The organism is Arthrobacter sp. Soil_C_49 (genome assembly GCF_057656635.1).
Genome location: NZ_JBDGJZ010000002.1, coordinates 320089 through 337269, shown reverse-complemented (window position 1 = coordinate 337269; position 17181 = coordinate 320089). Strand labels below are relative to the sequence as shown.

12 protein-coding genes are annotated in these 17181 nt (G+C 66.1%); 5 read left to right on the top strand and 7 right to left on the bottom strand.

The features are described 5' to 3' along the window. Window positions 1-14: 14 nt before the first annotated feature. The gene (locus AC3A4Z_RS04955; protein ID WP_498710459.1) at window positions 15-1106 is read right to left on the bottom strand and encodes a carbohydrate kinase family protein; all 1092 of its coding nucleotides are present in this window, start codon (window positions 1104-1106) and stop codon (window positions 15-17) included. Between the two features lie 81 nt (window positions 1107-1187). Between AC3A4Z_RS04955 and AC3A4Z_RS04950 the strand changes: the two genes are divergently transcribed. The 4 genes from AC3A4Z_RS04950 to AC3A4Z_RS04935 all read left to right on the top strand — a co-directional run bounded on the left by AC3A4Z_RS04950 (window position 1188) and on the right by AC3A4Z_RS04935 (window position 6948). Continuing rightward, the gene (locus tag AC3A4Z_RS04950; protein ID WP_498710458.1) at window positions 1188-2606 is read left to right on the top strand and encodes a 6-phospho-beta-glucosidase; all 1419 of its coding nucleotides are present in this window, start codon (window positions 1188-1190) and stop codon (window positions 2604-2606) included. 74 nt (window positions 2607-2680) lie between these two features. Next, the gene (gene mshA / locus AC3A4Z_RS04945; RefSeq protein ID WP_498710457.1) at window positions 2681-3946 is read left to right on the top strand and encodes a D-inositol-3-phosphate glycosyltransferase; all 1266 of its coding nucleotides are present in this window, start codon (window positions 2681-2683) and stop codon (window positions 3944-3946) included. Window positions 3947-4037: 91 nt separating this feature from the next. Then, the gene (locus AC3A4Z_RS04940) at window positions 4038-5714 is read left to right on the top strand and encodes a formate--tetrahydrofolate ligase (RefSeq protein ID WP_498710456.1); all 1677 of its coding nucleotides are present in this window, start codon (window positions 4038-4040) and stop codon (window positions 5712-5714) included. A gap of 277 nt (window positions 5715-5991) precedes the next feature. Next, window positions 5992-6948 carry a hypothetical protein gene (locus AC3A4Z_RS04935; RefSeq protein ID WP_498710455.1) on the top strand — a complete coding sequence of 319 codons (957 nt, stop codon included), beginning with the start codon at window positions 5992-5994 and terminating at the stop codon, window positions 6946-6948. Here AC3A4Z_RS04935 and AC3A4Z_RS04930 read toward each other — a convergent pair. Then, the gene (locus tag AC3A4Z_RS04930; protein ID WP_498710454.1) at window positions 6945-7490 is read right to left on the bottom strand and encodes a DUF2306 domain-containing protein; all 546 of its coding nucleotides are present in this window, start codon (window positions 7488-7490) and stop codon (window positions 6945-6947) included. The two genes, AC3A4Z_RS04935 and AC3A4Z_RS04930, sit on opposite strands and share 4 nt — an antisense overlap. 83 nt (window positions 7491-7573) lie before the next feature. Here AC3A4Z_RS04930 and AC3A4Z_RS04925 point away from each other — a divergent pair, with 83 nt between their 5' ends. Next, entirely contained in the window at window positions 7574-8191 is a 618-nt protein-coding gene (locus AC3A4Z_RS04925; RefSeq protein WP_498710453.1) for a MerR family transcriptional regulator, read from the top strand. Window positions 8192-8405: 214 nt separating this feature from the next. Here the strand turns inward: AC3A4Z_RS04925 and AC3A4Z_RS04920 are convergent, their stop codons facing one another. From AC3A4Z_RS04920 to glgX, 5 genes are all read right to left on the bottom strand, one after another. Further along, complete coding sequence (locus AC3A4Z_RS04920) at window positions 8406-9491, bottom strand: inositol-3-phosphate synthase (protein WP_498710452.1); 1086 nt, start codon at window positions 9489-9491, stop codon at window positions 8406-8408. Window positions 9492-9653: 162 nt separating this feature from the next. Further along, complete coding sequence (mgrA, locus tag AC3A4Z_RS04915) at window positions 9654-10694, bottom strand: L-glyceraldehyde 3-phosphate reductase (protein ID WP_498710451.1); 1041 nt, start codon at window positions 10692-10694, stop codon at window positions 9654-9656. A gap of 102 nt (window positions 10695-10796) precedes the next feature. Continuing rightward, window positions 10797-12566: a malto-oligosyltrehalose trehalohydrolase gene (gene treZ / locus AC3A4Z_RS04910; RefSeq protein WP_498710450.1), complete on the bottom strand. Its 1770-nt coding sequence runs from the start codon at window positions 12564-12566 to the stop codon at window positions 10797-10799. Next, a complete protein-coding gene (treY, locus tag AC3A4Z_RS04905) occupies window positions 12563-14890 on the bottom strand; it encodes a malto-oligosyltrehalose synthase (RefSeq protein ID WP_498710449.1) in 2328 nt (775 codons plus the stop codon). Before treY ends, treZ begins: the two co-directional genes overlap by 4 nt. After that, window positions 14887-17142, bottom strand: coding sequence for a glycogen debranching protein GlgX (gene glgX / locus AC3A4Z_RS04900; RefSeq protein ID WP_498710448.1), 2256 nt, complete (start codon window positions 17140-17142; stop codon window positions 14887-14889). The genes treY and glgX overlap by 4 nt, the downstream gene beginning before the upstream one ends. Window positions 17143-17181 lie beyond the last annotated feature (39 nt).

Sequence of the window (17181 nt, the reverse complement as noted above, 5' to 3'; positions counted from 1 at the left end):
TTCGGGCCGAATAATCAGGCGTCCGAAAGGTGCGCGATGGTCGCTGCGGCCCTGCGCTGGGCAGCCAGCGGGACGTCGTGGACGATCTCGGCCAGGAAGGAGAAGCGCCGCAGCCATTGGCTGGTCTGCCGTTCCGGCCTGGCGTTGGCGCGTTTCCACCAGTCGGCGATGTCGCCCCAGCCCGGCGCGGCCAGCGAGCCGCCCACTTCCTGCACCGCCAGGGAGGCGCAGAGGTTTGCGAAACGCAGCCTGTTCCCCAGCGGCCAGCCGGCCAGGCTCCCCACAATGAACGCGGCGTCGAAACAGTCTCCGGCGCCGGTGGGATCAAATGCCTTGACGGGCAGGGAGGGCACCCACTCTTCCTCCCCTGTTTCCGAATCCACCGCCATGGCCCCTTGCGGCCCGAGTGTCACCACGGCCACCGGGACACGGTCCGCCAGCGCGTAGAGGGCGGTCCAGGGATCATCCTTGCCTGTGAACGCCATGGCCTCGCGCTGGTTGGGCAGGAACGCGTGGAAGTACTGCAGGTTATCCAGCCTGACCGGTGCCCACACCCCGCTGGGATCCCACCCGACATCGCCGAACAGCTTCACCCCTGCCTGGTGCGCGGCCTTGGCCCACGGCTCCACTTCAAGCCCCACTTCCGCGATCCCGGCGAGCGCTGGCGGCGGGTCTCCGATGAGCTCCGATGCCGTCACAGGGGCGGCGTGGCCGTGGGTCACCAGCGAGCGGTCCTTGTCCACGCACAGCGAGACGGTGACCGGCGAGTGCCAGCCGGGCACCTTCCGGGACAGGCTCAGGTCAACGTGCTCCTGGCCGGACAGGATCTTCCAGTTGAAGTCCCCGTAGCCGTCGTCGCCGAAGGCCGCCGCAAGGCCGGTGCGCAAGCCAAGCCGCGCCGCCGCGATGGCCTGGTTGGCCACCCCGCCCGGGCAGCTGCCCATGCCGTCGCTCCAGATTTCCGTCCCGGGTTCCGGCCCGTGGGGCAGGCCGGTGAAGATGATGTCCTGGAACACCGTCCCGGCGAGCAGCACGTCGAATCCGGGGTCCGAGGGCGACCGGACGGCAGCCAGGGGATCGAACGGGCGTGCTGGAATCGCGTCCATGACCGCACACTACGCCCTGCTTTGGACAGGCGGTAGGGGCGGGCATAGGTACTGTGGACAGCCACACCTAGACTGCTGGTTATGCGGCTTCTGATAGTGGGTGGCGGGGGTTTCCGGGTTCCGTTGATCTACCGTGCGCTGGCCTCAGGCCCCTTCTCCGGCATGGTGAGCGAACTGGTGCTGTACGACGTGGATCTTTCCCGGCTGGCCGCGGTCACGGCGGTCCTGCGCAGTATGCCGGGCCCTTCCGTCCCGCTGCCCATTCTTCCCACCATGAGCCTTCCCCAGGCGCTGACGGGTACGCAGATGGTGTTTGCTGCCATCCGCCCCGGCGGCACCGCCGGCCGGGTGGCGGACGAAAAAGTGGCACAGGACCTGGGCGTTCTGGGCCAGGAAACCACCGGAGCGGGCGGCATTTCATACGCCCTGCGGACCATCCCGCACATGCTGGACCTGGCGCGCCGGATGAAGGAGCACTGCCCGGATGCGTGGCTCATCAACTTCACCAACCCTGCCGGGATGGTCACCGAGGCGCTCCTGCCGGTGCTCGGCCGGCGCGTCATCGGCATCTGCGATTCAGCGGGCGGCCTGGTGCACCGTGCCGCACGGGCGGCCGGTGTCAGGCTGCCCGAGGGAAGGCTCGACGGCGTGGGCTACTACGGGCTGAACCACTTGGGCTGGCTCTACCGTCTGGAGTCCGGAGGGCAGGACGTGCTGCCTGCGCTGCTGTCAGACCCGGGTGCCCTTCAATCCTTTGAAGAGGGCAGGCTGTTTCCGCAGCCATTCCTGGCCAGCCTCGGCGCGCTCCCCAACGAGTACCTCTATTACTACTACGAGCAGGACAAGGCCCGGGACGCGATGCGGGCCATGGCGCAAACCCGCGGTGAGAGCATCCACAGCCAGCAGCGGGAGCTTTACCCGCGGCTGGCGGCAGCAGATTCCGGTGCCTTCGGTTTGTGGGAGGAGGCCCGGCGCTCCCGAGAGGAAGGCTACCTCGCCGAAGCCCGCGGAAAGGACGAACACCGGAACGAGGATGACCTGGCAGGCGGCGGCTACGAGCGGGTGGCGTTGGCGGCCATGCGGGCGCTGTCCGGTTCCGGGGAGGCTCAACTGATCCTCAATACCCGCAACACCGTGCCGTCAACTGCGTCAAGCCCCGCTCCCCGGCCCGCCACAGCTGCGCCTTCCACCGCTGAAGCGGCGATTCCGGGGCTGCCACCTGACGCCGTCGTCGAAGCTCCCTGCACGGTGACGGCCGACGGCGCGCTGCCGCTGCCCCAGCAGGCTCCCCCCGCGGAGCGGCTCACCCTGCTGCAGCAGGTCAAGGAGGTGGAGCGGCTGACGGTGCGGGCGGCAGCGGAGGGCGACCGGGACGCGGCGGTCCACGCCTTCGCCCGGCACCCCCTGGTGGGGTCCGAGGAACTTGGCGCGGCCCTGTTGGCAGGCTACGAGGAGGCGTTTCCGGCACTCGGGAAGATGTGGCGCGGCAGTAGGCGTTGACACAGGAGTAGTGTTTTATCGAATGCCAGCATTGATCCGGCGCGCCACATCTGCGCCGGCCGGAAGGAGGTCCCGTGGCGCCTGTCCGCAGGGTGGCGTTACTGTCCCTCCACACCTCCCCCATGGAGCAGCCCGGTTCCGGCGATGCCGGCGGTATGAACGTCTATATCCGTGAACTGGCCTCCGCCCTGGCCGAAGCCGGCATCGAAGTGGAAATCTTCACGCGTTCCACATCCGCCAGCCAGCCCGCCGTCGAGCATCCGGATCCCGGCGTCTGTGTCCACAACGTCCTGGCCGGGCCGCCGACGAAGATCCCCAAGGAAGAACTGCCGGGCCTCCTGCACCACATGGTGGAGGAGATCGAACAGATCCGGGGCCGCCAGCCGCACGGGCATTACGACGTGATCCACTCGCACTACTGGGTATCCGGGATTGCCGGCCTGGAGCTTTCCGAACTGTGGGGCGTGCCGCTGGTGCACACCATGCACACTATGGCCAAGGTCAAGAACCTCCTGCTCCAGTCCGGTGAGCAGCCGGAGCCGCGCCGCCGCGAACTGGGTGAGCACCGGATTGTTGACGGGGCCGCGCGGCTTATCGCCAACACCAGCGCAGAGGCCGCTGAGCTCGTGTCCCATTACGGGGCATCGTACGAACGGATCGATATTGCCCCGCCCGGGGTGGACCTGAGCACCTTCACTCCTGCCTTCCGGGCCCGGTCCAGGACTGAGCGCCGTATCGGCCCGGACACGTTCCACCTGGTTTTCGCAGGGCGGATCCAGCGGCTGAAAGGGCCGCAGGTCCTGGTGAAGGCGGCGGCGCTGCTTCGGGACCGCCGCCCGGACATCGACCTTCGGCTCACCATCCTGGGCTCGCTGAGCGGGAACAAGGAATTCAACCTGCGGCGCCTGGTCGCGGAGGCTGGAATGGACGACGTCGTCACGCAGCTTCCGCCGGTCAAGGCACCTGAGCTGGCGGCCTGGTTCCGTTCGGCGGACGTGGTGGTGATGCCCTCCTACAGCGAGTCCTTCGGTTTGGTAGCGCTTGAGGCGCAGGCCTGCGGCACGCCCGTGGTGGCCACCCGCGTGGGCGGGCTGTCCCGGGCCATCTTCCACGGCCGGACCGGGCTGCTGGTGGACGGCCACCACGCCGCAGACTGGGCGGATGCGCTGGAGGCGTTGTACGACGATCCCGTGACCCGCGAGGACATGGGCAGGGCCGCGGCCATCCGAGCCCAGAACTCCGGGTGGCAGCGCACGGCCGCCATTACGCTCGAAAGCTACCATGACGCCGTCGACAATTTTGTGCGGCCGCATCTGGCAACTGCCCTTCCCGCCTCCTGAATCCGGCCTCCTGGATCTGCCGTTCATCCCGTCCGCAGCTGTTAGCTTAGGGGCAGGTGTCCGGCGCCGGCCGGTGCAGGAAAGGACAAAGATGTCTGGTCTTCCAACTGATCTTGAGATAGCCAGGGCTGCCCGGATCCGGCCCATCGACGAGATTGCCGCTGCCGCAGGGATCAATCCGGAAGCCCTGGAGCGTTACGGGCGGTACAAGGCCAAGATCGACCCGGCCGCCCTGTTGGCACCCGCGCCGCACGGGAAGGTGGTGCTGGTCTCGGCCATGTCCCCCACCCCGGCCGGCGAAGGAAAGTCCACCACCACCGTGGGGCTCGGCGATTCCCTGGCCAGGGCGGGGCACCGGGTGATGATCGCCCTCCGGGAGCCGTCGCTGGGCCCGGTCCTCGGGATGAAGGGCGGCGCCACGGGCGGCGGCTACTCCCAGGTGCTGCCGATGGATGAAATCAACCTGCACTTCACCGGCGACTTTCATGCCATTACGTCGGCCAACAACGCCCTGATGGCGCTGGTGGACAACCATATCTTCCAGGGCAACGAACTGAACATCGATCCCCGGCGGATGACCTTCAAACGGGTCCTGGACATGAACGACAGGGCCTTGCGGGAAGTGGTGATTGGCTTGGGCGGACCGGCGCAGGGGGTCCCCCGCCAGGACGGTTTCGACATCACGGTGGCGTCCGAGATCATGGCCGTTTTTTGCCTCTCGACGGACCTGGCCGATCTCCGCGGGCGCCTGGGCCGGATCACGTTCGGCTACACGTATGACCGCTCCCCCGTCACCGTGGCCGACCTCGGAGTGCAGGGTGCGCTGACGCTGCTCCTCAAGGAGGCCATCAAACCCAACCTGGTGCAGACCATCGCCGGGACGCCGGCTTTGGTCCACGGCGGGCCCTTCGCCAATATCGCCCACGGCTGCAACTCGCTGATCGCCACCCAGACGGCCCGGCGGTTGGCGGACTTCGTTGTGACGGAAGCCGGATTTGGAGCCGACCTGGGCGCCGAGAAGTTTATGGACATCAAGGCGCGGTTCGGCGGCTTGGCCCCGTCAGCAGTGGTGGTAGTAGCGACCGTGCGTGCCCTGAAGATGCAGGGCGGGGTGGCCAAGGACCAGCTCACGCTTCCGGACCTGGCAGCACTGGAGGCCGGGGTGGAAAACCTGCGCCGGCATGTGCGGAACGTGGAAAAGTTCGGCGTGACGCCGGTAGTGGCCATCAACAGGTTCTCTTCCGACTCTGCCGACGAGCTCGAGTGGTTGCTGGCGTGGTGTGCTGCCGAGGGGGTACAGGCCGCCGTCGCTGATGTCTGGGGGCGCGGCGGCGGGGGCGATGGCGGTGACGAACTCGCGGCCCTCGTGGCCAAGGTGGTGGCCGGAACGAACAGCTTCCGGCACCTGTACCCTCTGGAGCTGCCTGTGGAGGAAAAGATCCGGACCATCGCGCAGGAGATCTATGGGGCGGACGGGGTGGAGTTTTCCGTGCCCGCCCTGAAGCGGCTGGCCGATATCGAGCGGAATGGCTGGTCCAATATGCCGGTGTGCATGGCCAAGACCCAGTACTCCTTCACCGACGACGCCTCACGCCTGGGCGCGCCCAAGGGCTTCACCATCCACGTACGCGACCTCCTGCCCAAGACCGGAGCAGGGTTCATCGTTGCGTTGACCGGAGCCGTGATGACCATGCCCGGGCTGCCGCCCGACCCCGCCGCGATGCGCATGGACGTGGACGTGGCGGGCAACCCGGTGGGCCTTACCTGACCCACCCCCAGACCCGCGCTCACATACGGCCGCCTTCTCCCCCACCCGCGCTCACATATGGCCGCCTTCTCCCCCACCCGCGCTCACATATGGCCGCCTTCTCCCACACCCGCGCTCACATATGGCCGCCTTCTCCCCCACCCGCGCTCACATATGGCCGCCTTCTCCCCCACCCGCGCTCACCTGATTTCTGTCCTGTCCCACGGTGCTAAACAAAGGGATCAGCAGCTTGTGGATAACTCGGAGGCCATGTCCGTTGCATGGATAAGAATGCAGTATGCAATCCCTCCATCCCCTACCGATCCAGCTGGCCGCCAAACCGTTCACTGTCGAGAAAGCGCGGAGCGCAGGCCTTAACCGCGGCCGTCTCCGTCGCGCCGATGTGGCTCATGTTGGCCGAGGCCTCTACCGCCCGTCCACATGGGACTTTGACCTTGAGGATGCCGCCCGCGCGTTGTCAGAGGCAACGCCAGGGGCTTGGATTTCCCATGTCACGGCAGCACGGTTGCGGAATGCGTGCCTGCCGGCGTGGCTTTCCGACTCCACGGAACTCCATCTCAGCAAGCCCAAGGCTCTTCCCGGGGCACGCCGGAAAGGCATCCGTGGGCACAGGGTCCTCGTTGGCCCTGGTGAAGTGGAGTTTGTGGATGGCATTTGGCTGAGCACCCGGGAGCGTACCTGGCTGGACATGGCGAGGCTGCTGCCCTTGAAAGATCTGGTGGCCATGGGCGACGAACTTATCAGGTTTCCCCGGCCCGGCCTGGAAGGGAGGGAACACCCGTACGCGAGCGTGGACCGCCTGCGCACCATGATCTCCCGGCACCCAAACTTCCAAGGCGTGGTCCGCGCCAGGCAAGCGCTGGGCCTGATGCGCGTCGGTGCGGACTCCGCTCCCGAAACCTTCCTCCGCCTCGCCATGCTGGACGCCGGCCTTCCAGAGCCAGAGCTTCAACTGAGCCTTCGTCCTGGTGACGCGCGGTCGCCGTCGGCGGATCTCGGCTTCCGCCTGCGGCGGGTTGCCATTCAGTACGACGGCGGGCATCACCTTCAGGAGCCCCAACAGCTAAGCGATCGGCGCCGGGACAAAGCGTTCGAAGCGGCGGGATGGTCCGTCATCATCCTCGACAAGGCGGACCTGGACGACGATTTCGCGAGGGCCCTCAGAAGAATAAAGCGAGCACTAAGGGGCTCTGCCGTGGACCCTGCTGCTGCATCAGGTTTCGTGACGGCCTAAGTCTGCGAGGCGCTTGCCGGAACTTCGGCACCGCGCCGCCCGCCGCCGTCGTGCTTGCTGCTGGCAGGATGCGTTCCGACGCTGGGCCCCTTCCCACCACGAAGCATTGAGAGGTAGACAACCGCGACGCCTAGCACCACGAGCAGGGCAACGTACACTGCGGTGGCAGGGTCAGCCGCGAGAAGCCGTGGAATGCTGCGGCCGGGGACGCCAACAGCGAAACCGAACGCGATGGCAATGCCGATATAGCTTCCAATCATGTTTCCTTGATGTGCAGGAATATTGCGCCGGATTGCACTCACGAGACCAAGGGTCACCGTCACGATGGTAAAGGCGGACAATCCATGCAGCCAACTGAAGTGCCCTTCGGAGACGATGCCAAAGCTGCTCAAGCACACGTAGTACATGGCGGCAACCCAGAGATACCCCACTGTGCGGTGGACGCGGTCGCGCCGCCTTCGCAAAATCTGGACGGGCCCGACGGCCAGTACGAAAAGAGCGGCCACCACGTGGCTGACAAGCAGTACAGTCCAGTGCTCCATACGAATAAGATAGAGCCACTATCCAGTAAAGTACGTCAAGATAGCTGTCGCTTAGGCAGCTATCCCGTCGCCGGAGGACCGGGATGCAGCTAAGGGAGCTGAGCGAGGCCGCCGGCACCACGCCAGCGACCATCAAGTTCTATCTTCGTGAGGGCCTCCTGCCGCCTGGTGACACGGTTCATGCGACGCGTGCCAGCTACTCGCCAAAACACATCAAGCGACTGCAGCTTATCCATGCTTTGCGAAGGATCGTGGGCCTCAGCATTGAACAGGTGCACGGCATTTTGACATTGGCGGACGACGGCGTCCCGCAACTTGCCCTGCTTGCCCACGTCCAACGGGTGGTGTTGGGGCTCGGCTCCGACACCGGTAACGTCGCCCGCACCGCGGCGGCAGACGCCGTCGTAAGGATGCGGGATTGGCCCGACGGGCAAAGCGATGCGCGCGACGCCCTGGACCGGCACATCGCCTTGATGGAGGGGCTGGGCATTACTCTCCCGCTGGAACTTCTGAACCAATACAGCCGCGCCGTTGACGCGATCGCCGGACTTGATCTTGAGCTGACGACGGCCGGGAACGACACGGACGACGTCATCCTGACGGCTGCAATCGGCATGCATATGCATTCCCAACTGATACTCAAGCTGCTGGCCTTGGCCCAAGCCAGCCATGCCATCCGGCGGCTGCACCCCCGGGAATAGGCCCTTAAACGCCGAACGCCTCCCCGCATGAAACGGAGAAGCGCTCGGGGGAACCCGGCCACAAGTGAGCGGGCGTCCCCGGGAACCCGGTCACAACTGAGCGCGCGTCCCCGGGAACCCGGCCACGAGTGAGCGCGCGTCCTTAGGAACCCGGCCACAACTGAGCGCGCGTCCCCGGGAACCCGGCCACAAGTGAGCGGGCGTCGGCAGGGGGTTAGCGCTCCAGGTCGCCGCGGATGAAGGCTTCCACCTTGTCGCGGGCGAGGTCGTCGTTGAACTGCTCCGGCGGGGACTTCATGAAGTAGCTCGATGCGGAGAGCAGCGGGCCGCCGATGCCGCGGTCCAGGCCGATCTTGGCGGCGCGGATGGCGTCGATGATCACGCCGGCCGAGTTGGGCGAGTCCCAGACCTCGAGCTTGTACTCGAGCGAAACAGGGGCGTCGCCGAAGTTGCGGCCCTCGAGGCGGACGAAGGCCCACTTGCGGTCATCGAGCCACTGGACGTAATCGGACGGGCCGATGTGGACGTCCTTGGCAGCCAGTTCGGCTTCGACGTTGGAGGTGACGGCCTGGGTCTTGGAGATCTTCTTGGACTCCAGGCGGTCGCGCTCCAGCATGTTCTTGAAGTCCATGTTGCCGCCGACGTTCAGCTGGTACGTCCGGTCCAGGGTGACACCGCGGTCTTCGAACAGCTTGGCCATGACACGGTGGGTGATGGTGGCGCCGATCTGGCTCTTGATGTCGTCGCCCACGATCGGCACGCCTGCGGCGGTGAACTTGTCCGCCCATTCCTTGGTGCCGGCGATGAAAACGGGCAGGGCATTGACGAACGCAACGCCGGCGTCGATGGCGCACTGTGCGTAGAACTCGGCGGCTTCCTGCGAACCAACCGGCAGGTAGCAGACCATTACGTCAACGGCGGCGTCCTTGAGTGCCTGGACCACGTCCACGGGCTCTTCGGTGGACTGCTCGATGGTCTCGAGGTAGTACTTGCCGAGGCCGTCGAGGGTGTGGCCGCGCTGGACGGTGACACCGGTGGGCGGCACGTCGGCGATCTTGATGGTGTTGTTTTCGCTGGCCAGGATGGCATCGGCAAGGTCAACGCCAACCTTCTTGCCGTCAACATCAAACGCGGCGACGAATTCAACATCACCCACGTGGTACTGGCCGAACTCAACGTGCATCAGGCCCGGAATCGTGGCCTTGGGGTCAGCGTCCTTGTAGTAGTGGACGCCCTGGACCAGCGAAGCGGCGCAGTTTCCTACGCCGACGATTGCAACACGAATCGGATGTGAAGACACGGAACTCCTTTAGGACAAACGTCAGCCGGCCGGTTTCGGCTTCGAGGGAAGTACGACGTCGGCCGGCAGGCTCGGCGCCGCGCGGCGCCTTTCCATAGTACCCAACAGAGCGGGACGGGGACTTGTTCCCCCGTCCCGCCTATTGGAATGACAGGGTGGATATCAGACGGGCTGTTTCCAGAGGTTGATGTCCGATTCCACGGCAAACTCGTCGATGGCAGTCAACTCGTCTGCAGTGAATTCAAGGTTGTTGATGGCGGACAGAGTGTCCTCCAGTTGTGCGACGCTGGACGCGCCCACCAGGGCCGAGGTCACCGGCGAACCCTTCGGCTGGTCCCGCAGGATCCAGGCGATGGCCATCTGCGCCAGCGTCTGGCCGCGGCCCTCGGCAATGGCGTGCAGGCCGCGGATCCGCTCCAGCTTCTCGTCCGTGATGGCGTCCTCGGACAGGAACCGGGCCTTGGCGGCGCGCGAGTCGGCAGGAATGCCGTTGAGGTAGCGGTTGGTGAGCATGCCCTGGGCCAGCGGCGAGAAGGCGATGGACCCCGCCCCCACCTGGTCCAGTGCCTCGTACAGGTTGGGGCTGCCGTTCTCGGTCCACCGGTTGAGCATGGAGTAGCTGGGCTGGTGGATCAGCAGCGGCGTCCCGAGTTCCTTCAGGATATGGGCTGCTTCGAGGGTCTGCTCCGGGGTGTAGGAGGAGATGCCCGCGTAGAGCGCCTTGCCGGACCGCACGGCGTAATCCAGGGCACCCATGGTTTCTTCCAGCGGGGTTTCGGGATCCGGCCGGTGGCTGTAAAAGATGTCCACATAGTCCAGGCCCATGCGCTGCAGCGACTGGTCCAGGCTGGAGATCAAGTACTTGCGGGAGCCCCATTCGCCGTAGGGGCCGGGCCACATGTAGTAGCCGGCCTTGGTGGAGATGACCAGCTCGTCACGGTACGGCTTGAAGTCATCCCGAAGGTGCCGGCCGAAGTTGGTTTCGGCGGAGCCGTCCGGCGGGCCGTAGTTGTTGGCCAGGTCGAAGTGGTTGACGCCCAGGTCGAAGGCGCGCCGCAGGATGGCCCGCTGTTCGTCGAAGCGCTTGTCGTCGCCGAAGTTGTGCCAGAGTCCCAGGGAGATCGCCGGAAGTTTCAGGCCGCTGCGGCCCACCCGGCGGTAGGGCATGGATTCGTAGCGGTTTTCCGCCGCGGAATAAGTCATACGTTCCATCCTGCCAGTTGTGACCGGCGCTACAGAGGGTGGTGGGGAAAGTTACGCCGCGGGCTGACAGAGCGCAGCCCGCGGCGTAACTTCCGGCAGGAATCAGGATTCCAGGATTGCTGCGCTCCACGGAGCCAGGGCGAGGGCGTCGCCGTCAAGGCCTGTTCCCTCGTCGGTGGCCAGAAGGACTGTCCCCGAAACGTCGTCCAGCCGCTGCTTGGCGTCGGAGAAGTTCAGCAGTACCTCCACGCTGCCCCGCCGGAACCGCAGCCAGCCCTCGTCGTCGTCGAACGTCACGTCCGTCTCTCCGAAGCCAAGGCCGGCAAGTTCCGGATGCTCCCGGCGCAGTGCCGTAAGTGAGCGGTAAAGCTCCAGGAGCCGCGCGTGGTCCCCGACCGTGGCTTCGTTCCAGTCCAGCTTGGACCGGCGGAAGGTTTCCGGATCCTGGGGATCGGGCACGACGGCGGGATCCCACCCCATGCGCTCGAACTCCTTGATGCGGCCTTCCGCGGTGGCCTTGCCCAGCTCCGGTTCCGGGTGCGAGGTGAAGAACTGCCAGGGCGTGCTCGCGGCGAACTCCTCGCCCATAAACAGCATGGGCGTGAACGGCGACGTCAGCGTGAGCACGGCGGCCACGGCCAGCTGCCCGTAGGACAGCGACTGCGAGAGCCGGTCCCCGGTTGCCCGGTTGCCGATCTGGTCGTGGTTCTGGTTGCAGACCACCAATGCAGCGGGCTGGGCCAGGGCCGCATTGATGGGCCTGCCGTGGTGCCGGCCGCGGAAGCTTGAGTAGCTGCCGTCATGCAGGAACCCGTCCTTCAAAACCTTCGCCAGGACCGACAGGGACTGGAAATCCGCGTAGTACCCGGTGGTCTCGCCGCTGACATTGACGTGCACGGCGTGGTGGAAGTCGTCGCTCCACTGCCCGTCCAGGCCGTAGCCGTTGGCGTCGCGCGGGTAGATCAGGCGCGGGTTGTTCAGGTCCGACTCCGCGATCAGGGTCTTGGGCAGCCCGGTTTCGGCCGAGATGGCGTCGCCCAGGGCACCGAATTCCTCCAGGATGTGTACGGCCCGCTCATCGGGCAGGGCGTGCACTGCATCCAGCCGGAGCCCGTCCACGTGGTAGTCCCGGAGCCACAGCGCCAGGTTGTCCAGGATGTACTCCCGCACCACGTCCGAGCCGGGGCCGTCCAGGTTCACGGAGTCGCCCCAGGTGTTGGCGTCTCCTTGCTTCAGGTACGGGCCGAACTTAGGCAGGTAGTTTCCGCTGGGGCCGAGGTGGTTGTACACCACGTCCTGGATGACGCCGAGCCCCGCTGCGTGGGCTGCATCCACAAACCGCTGGTAGGCCTCCGGCCCGCCGTACCCCTCGTGGACCGCGTACCACTGCACGCCGTCGTAACCCCAGTTGTGGGTTCCGTTGAAGCCGTTGACGGGCAGCAGCTCCACGAAGTCGACGCCCAGGTCCGCCAGGTAGCCGAGCTTTCCGGCGGCGGCGTCCAACGTGCCCTCGGGCGTGAACGTGCCCACATGCAGTTCGTAGATGACGGAGCCCTGCAGGTCCTTGCCGTTCCAGCCCGCGTCCTGCCAGCTGTAGGCGGCCGGGTCAAAGGTGCGGGACAGCTCGTGGACGCCGGCGGGCAGCCGCCGTGACCGTGGATCGGGCAGCGGGTGGCCGTCCCCGTCCAGCAGGTAGCCGTAGTCCACCTCGCCCTCACCCGGGGCGTCCGGCGCGGTCCACCACCCCTCCTGGCCGGGCGCTGTCTCCTTCTTCAGCATCGGATACTGCCGGCCGTTCGCCTGCAGGATCACCGATTGCGCCTCCGGGGCCCAGACGTCGAAACGTCCGGGCCCGCTGTTGACGAGGGTCATGCCTGTTCTCCATCCGCCGGTACCAGCAAAGCCACGGGGTAGGTACCCAGGACCTCTGCCACTGAAACGCTCCCGGGACCGTATGCAGCGCCGGTGAGCTCGTCACGCATGGCAGTGGAAAGTTCGACGGCGGTGTCCCGCCAGCCGCCGCCGGCCGCCAGTCCTGCGGGCAGCCGGGTGGCCAGCGTCAGCGCAGCGGGAGCGCCTGCTGAGCCGCGGTGGAACGCGAGCAGGTGCCCGGCCGCCGCGCCGGAGGCCGTCCCGGGGCTGTAGTCCCGGAACAGTTCCGGCCGGTCGCGGCGCAATCGGAGTGCGCGCGAGGTGACCAGAAGCTTGCTCGCTTCCGTTCCCGCCTTAGGCAACTGGCCGCCGTCGAGCTTTGCCAGCTCCTGCTGCCGGACCTCGAAGTCCACCGGCCGCCGGTTGTCCGGGTCAGTCAGCGAGCGTTCCCAGAACTCGCTGCCCTGGTAAACGTCCGGGACGCCGGGCATGGTCAGCTGGACCAGCTTGGCGGATACGGAGTTGGACGCGGCGTAGGCATCGATCCGTGCAACAAAGTCCTCCACCACCTGGGTGACGCGGGGCTCGTCGAACACCGCATCTACCGCAACCTTGACGCTCGACTCGAACTCCTCGTTGGGGTCCGTCCACTTTGTGGAATTGCCTGCTTCCCGGGCAGCTTTTTCGGCATAGCCCTGGAGCCGCTCTCTGCTTGCCGGCCAGGCTCCCACGATGGCCTGCCACAGCAGGTTTTCGTACGGGCCATCCGGAATCGGCGCCAGCTCGCGGAGCGTGTTCAGGGTGGCCGCCCACTCCCGGGGCAGTTCGGCAATGACCGAAATCCGCGCCCTGGCATCCTCACTGCGCTTGGTGTCGTGCGTGGACAGCGTGGTCATGGAGAGCGGAAGCTGTTCCTGCCGGCGAATCATCCGCTGGTGGAACTCCTCGGTGGACACGGAGAATTCGGTAGGTTCAGCGCCCACCTCTGTCAGCGTGCCCAGCCGGGTGTAGCGGTAGAAAGCGGTGTCTTCCACGCCCTTGGCCATGACCATTCCCGAGGTCTGCTGGAACCGGACCGCGATGGGATTGGCCGGGTCCAGGAGCAGCGGCAGCAGCGTTCCCACCGCAACCTCCAGCTCGGGCCGGCGGGCCGCGGCCGACTCGCAGGCTTCCTTGAGGATTTCCGCCCCGGTGGGCAGGTAGCTGCGGTACACCGGGAAGGCGGCGATGATTTCGGCCAGGGCGTCAGCAGCCTGTTCCACTGAAAGCCCGTGGTGCTCCGGCACCAGGCGCGCCAGCCGCAGCACCTCGGACCGGAGGATGCCGTCGGCGATCATCCGCTTGGTGCCACGGATCATCTCGGCGTAGTCCGCGGGGGCTGCAGCCTCCCGGAGCTTCGCATCAAGCTCATTGAGCGGCTGTTCGCCGGCCGGATCAACAAATACCCGGTCCACGTCAGCCAGTGCGTCGTACCCGGTGGTTCCTTCGGTGGCGAAGTCCTGCGGCAGGGTCTCTCCCGGCTCCAGGATCTTCTCCACCAGGATGTAGGCCCCGCCGCTGAGGTCCTTCAGCCAGCGCAGGTAGCCGCCGGGATCGGCCAGGCCGTCCGGGTGGTCCACGCGCAGACCGTCCACCAGCCCCTCGCGGAACCAGCGGCCCACCTCGGCATGGGCTTCCTCAAACACGCGCGGGGTCTCCACCCGGATCCCGGCCAGCGTGGTGACCGCGAAGAAGCGCCGGTAGTTCAGCTCGGCGTCCGCCCGGCGCCAGCCGATCAGCTCGTAGTGCTGGCGGCTGTGCACCTCCTGGGGAGTGTCGCCGTCGGCATAGGTGCCTTCGGCGATCGGGAAGCGGTGGTCGTAGTAGCGGAGCTCGCCGTCCTTGATCTCCAGCTTGTCCAGGTCTTCGTCCGAACCCAGCATGGGCAGCCGGATTTTTCCGCCGGCGAGGTCCCACTCGACGTCGAACGCCTCCGCGTAGGGTGAGCCCTGCCCTTCCTTCAGGAGGGACCACCACCAGGGGTTCTGCACCGGAGTCGCGACGCCCACATGGTTGGGCACGATATCCACCAGGACACCCATGCCGTGCTCGCGGGCAGCTTTGGACAGGGCGAGCAGCCCTTCGGGGCCCCCGCGCTCAGGATCCACGGCGGAAGGATCGGTCACGTCATAGCCGTGGTCCGAGCCCTGCTCCGCAGTAAGGATGGGCGAAAGGTAGACCCAGTCCACACCCAGCGATTTCAGGTAGGGAACTTTGTCCGCAGCATCAAACAGGGTGAAGCTGCGGCGGATCTGCAGGCGGTAGGTCGAGGCCGGGACTCTCACTTGTCCTTTACCTTCCGCGCTCCAATCTTGGTGGTCTTTCCCGGCTCTGCCACCATGGGGTTGCTGAGGGATTCGGTCTCGCTGGTGGAGGTCTGGGTCAGGGCGGCCAGGGATGCCGCGACCGAGTGGTCGGGCTCGACTTCCTCAACGGTGTGGGCGCGCAGGACCACCAGTGACTTGGCCTCCACGGGCAGCGGCTGCCCGGCGTTGACCGGCTCGGTGTCAGCGTTTTGCCCGGCGGTGTCGATAATGATGTCCCAGGCCGGCGCGTACTCGTCTGAGGGCAGAGTGAACTTGACGGTGTCGTCATGCGCGTTGAAGTACAGCAGGAAGTTGACGTCGGTAATCCGCCGTCCGCGCGCGTCCTTGCCCTGGATGCCGTCTCCGTTCAGGAAGACGCCCACCGAACGGCCGAAACCGGCTTCCCAGGCCTCCGGCTTCATGGTTTCACCGTCGGGATCCAGCCATACGATGTCCGGCAGCCGCTCGCCCTCGCCCCGCAGGACTGGCCGGCCGTCAAAGAACCGGCTGCGGCGGAAGGTGGGGTGCTTGGCGCGGAGGGCGTTGACGGCAGCGGTGAATTCCACCAGCGGCTGGTCGATGCTGTCCCAGTTGATCCAGGTCAGCTCGGAGTCCTGGCAGTAGCCGTTGTTGTTGCCCTGCTGGGTGCGTCCCAGCTCGTCGCCGTGCAGGAGCATGGGGACGCCCTGGGAGAGCAGCAGCGAGGCGATGAAGTTCCGCTGCTGGCGGGCCCGCAGTGACAGGACTTCGGGATCTTCAGTGGGGCCCTCAACGCCGCAGTTCCAGGACCGGTTGTGGGACTCGCCGTCGTTGTTGCCCTCGCCGTTGGCGTCGTTGTGCTTCTCGTTGTAGGACACCAGGTCCGCCAGGGTGAAGCCGTCGTGGGCGGTGACGAAGTTGATGGACGCCACGGGGCGGCGGCCGGAGTGCTCGTAGAGGTCCGCTGAACCGGTGATGCGGGAGGCAAACTCGCCCAGGGTGGCGGGCTCGCCGCGCCAGAAGTCCCGGACGGTGTCGCGGTACTTGCCGTTCCATTCCGTCCACTGCGGCGGGAAGTTGCCCACCTGGTAGCCGCCGGGGCCGACGTCCCAGGGCTCGGCGATGAGCTTGACCTGGGAGACCACCGGGTCCTGCTGGATGAGTTCGAAGAAGGTGGAGAGCTTGTCCACGTCGTAGAACTCGCGGGCCAGGGTGGAGGCGAGGTCGAAGCGGAAGCCGTCCACGTGCATCTCGGTCACCCAGTAGCGCAGCGAGTCCATCAGCAGCTGCAGGGAGTGCGGCTGGCGGACGTTCAGCGAGTTGCCGGTACCGGTGTAGTCCATGTAGTGCTTCTCGTCGCCCTCCATCAACCGGTAGTAGGCGGCGTTGTCGATGCCCTTGAAGGACAGCGTGGGGCCCAGGTGGTTGCCTTCGGCTGTGTGGTTGTACACCACGTCCAGGATGACCTCGATGCCGGCCTTGTGCAGCGAACGGACCATCGCCTTGAAGTCCTGGACCTGCTGGCCGGTGTCGCCGGTGGAGCTGTAGGTGTTCTGCGGGGCGAAGAAGCCGATGGTGTTGTAGCCCCAGTAGTTGTTCAGGCCCTTGTCCTGCAGGGTGCCGTCATTGACGAACTGGTGCACGGGCATGAGTTCGATGGCGGTGACGCCCAGCTTCTGCAGGTGGGAAATGACGGCGGGGTGGGCCACGCCGGCGTACGTGCCGCGCTGTTCCTCGGGAATTTCCGGGTGCAGCTGGGTGAGGCCCTTGACGTGCGCTTCGTAGATGACCGACTGGTGGTAGGGAATCCGCAGGTTCTGGTCCCCGTCCCAGTCGAAGAACGGGTTGATGACCACGCCCATCATCATGTGGCTGGCGGAGTCCTCGTTGTTGATCGAGTCCGGCTCGCCCAGGTTGTAGGTGAACAGCGACGGGTCCCAGTCCACCTGGCCGTGGACCGCCTTGGCGTAGGGGTCCAACAGGAGCTTGTTGGGGTTGAAGCGGTTGCCGGACGCGGGGTCGTACGGGCCGTGGACCCGGTAGCCGTACTTCTGGCCGGGCTGGATCTGCGGGATGTAGCAGTGCCAGACGTACCCGTCCACCTCGTCCAGGGGAATGCGGGTTTCCTTGCCGTCCTCATCGAAGAGGCAGAGCTCGACTTTTTCTGCTCGTTCGCTGAACAGGGCAAAGTTGGTGCCGGTTCCGTTGTACGTGGCGCCAAGGGGGTAAGCCGATCCAGGCCAGACTTCCATAATGCTCCTCTTTGTAATTCCGCAGTAAAAGAAAAGGGC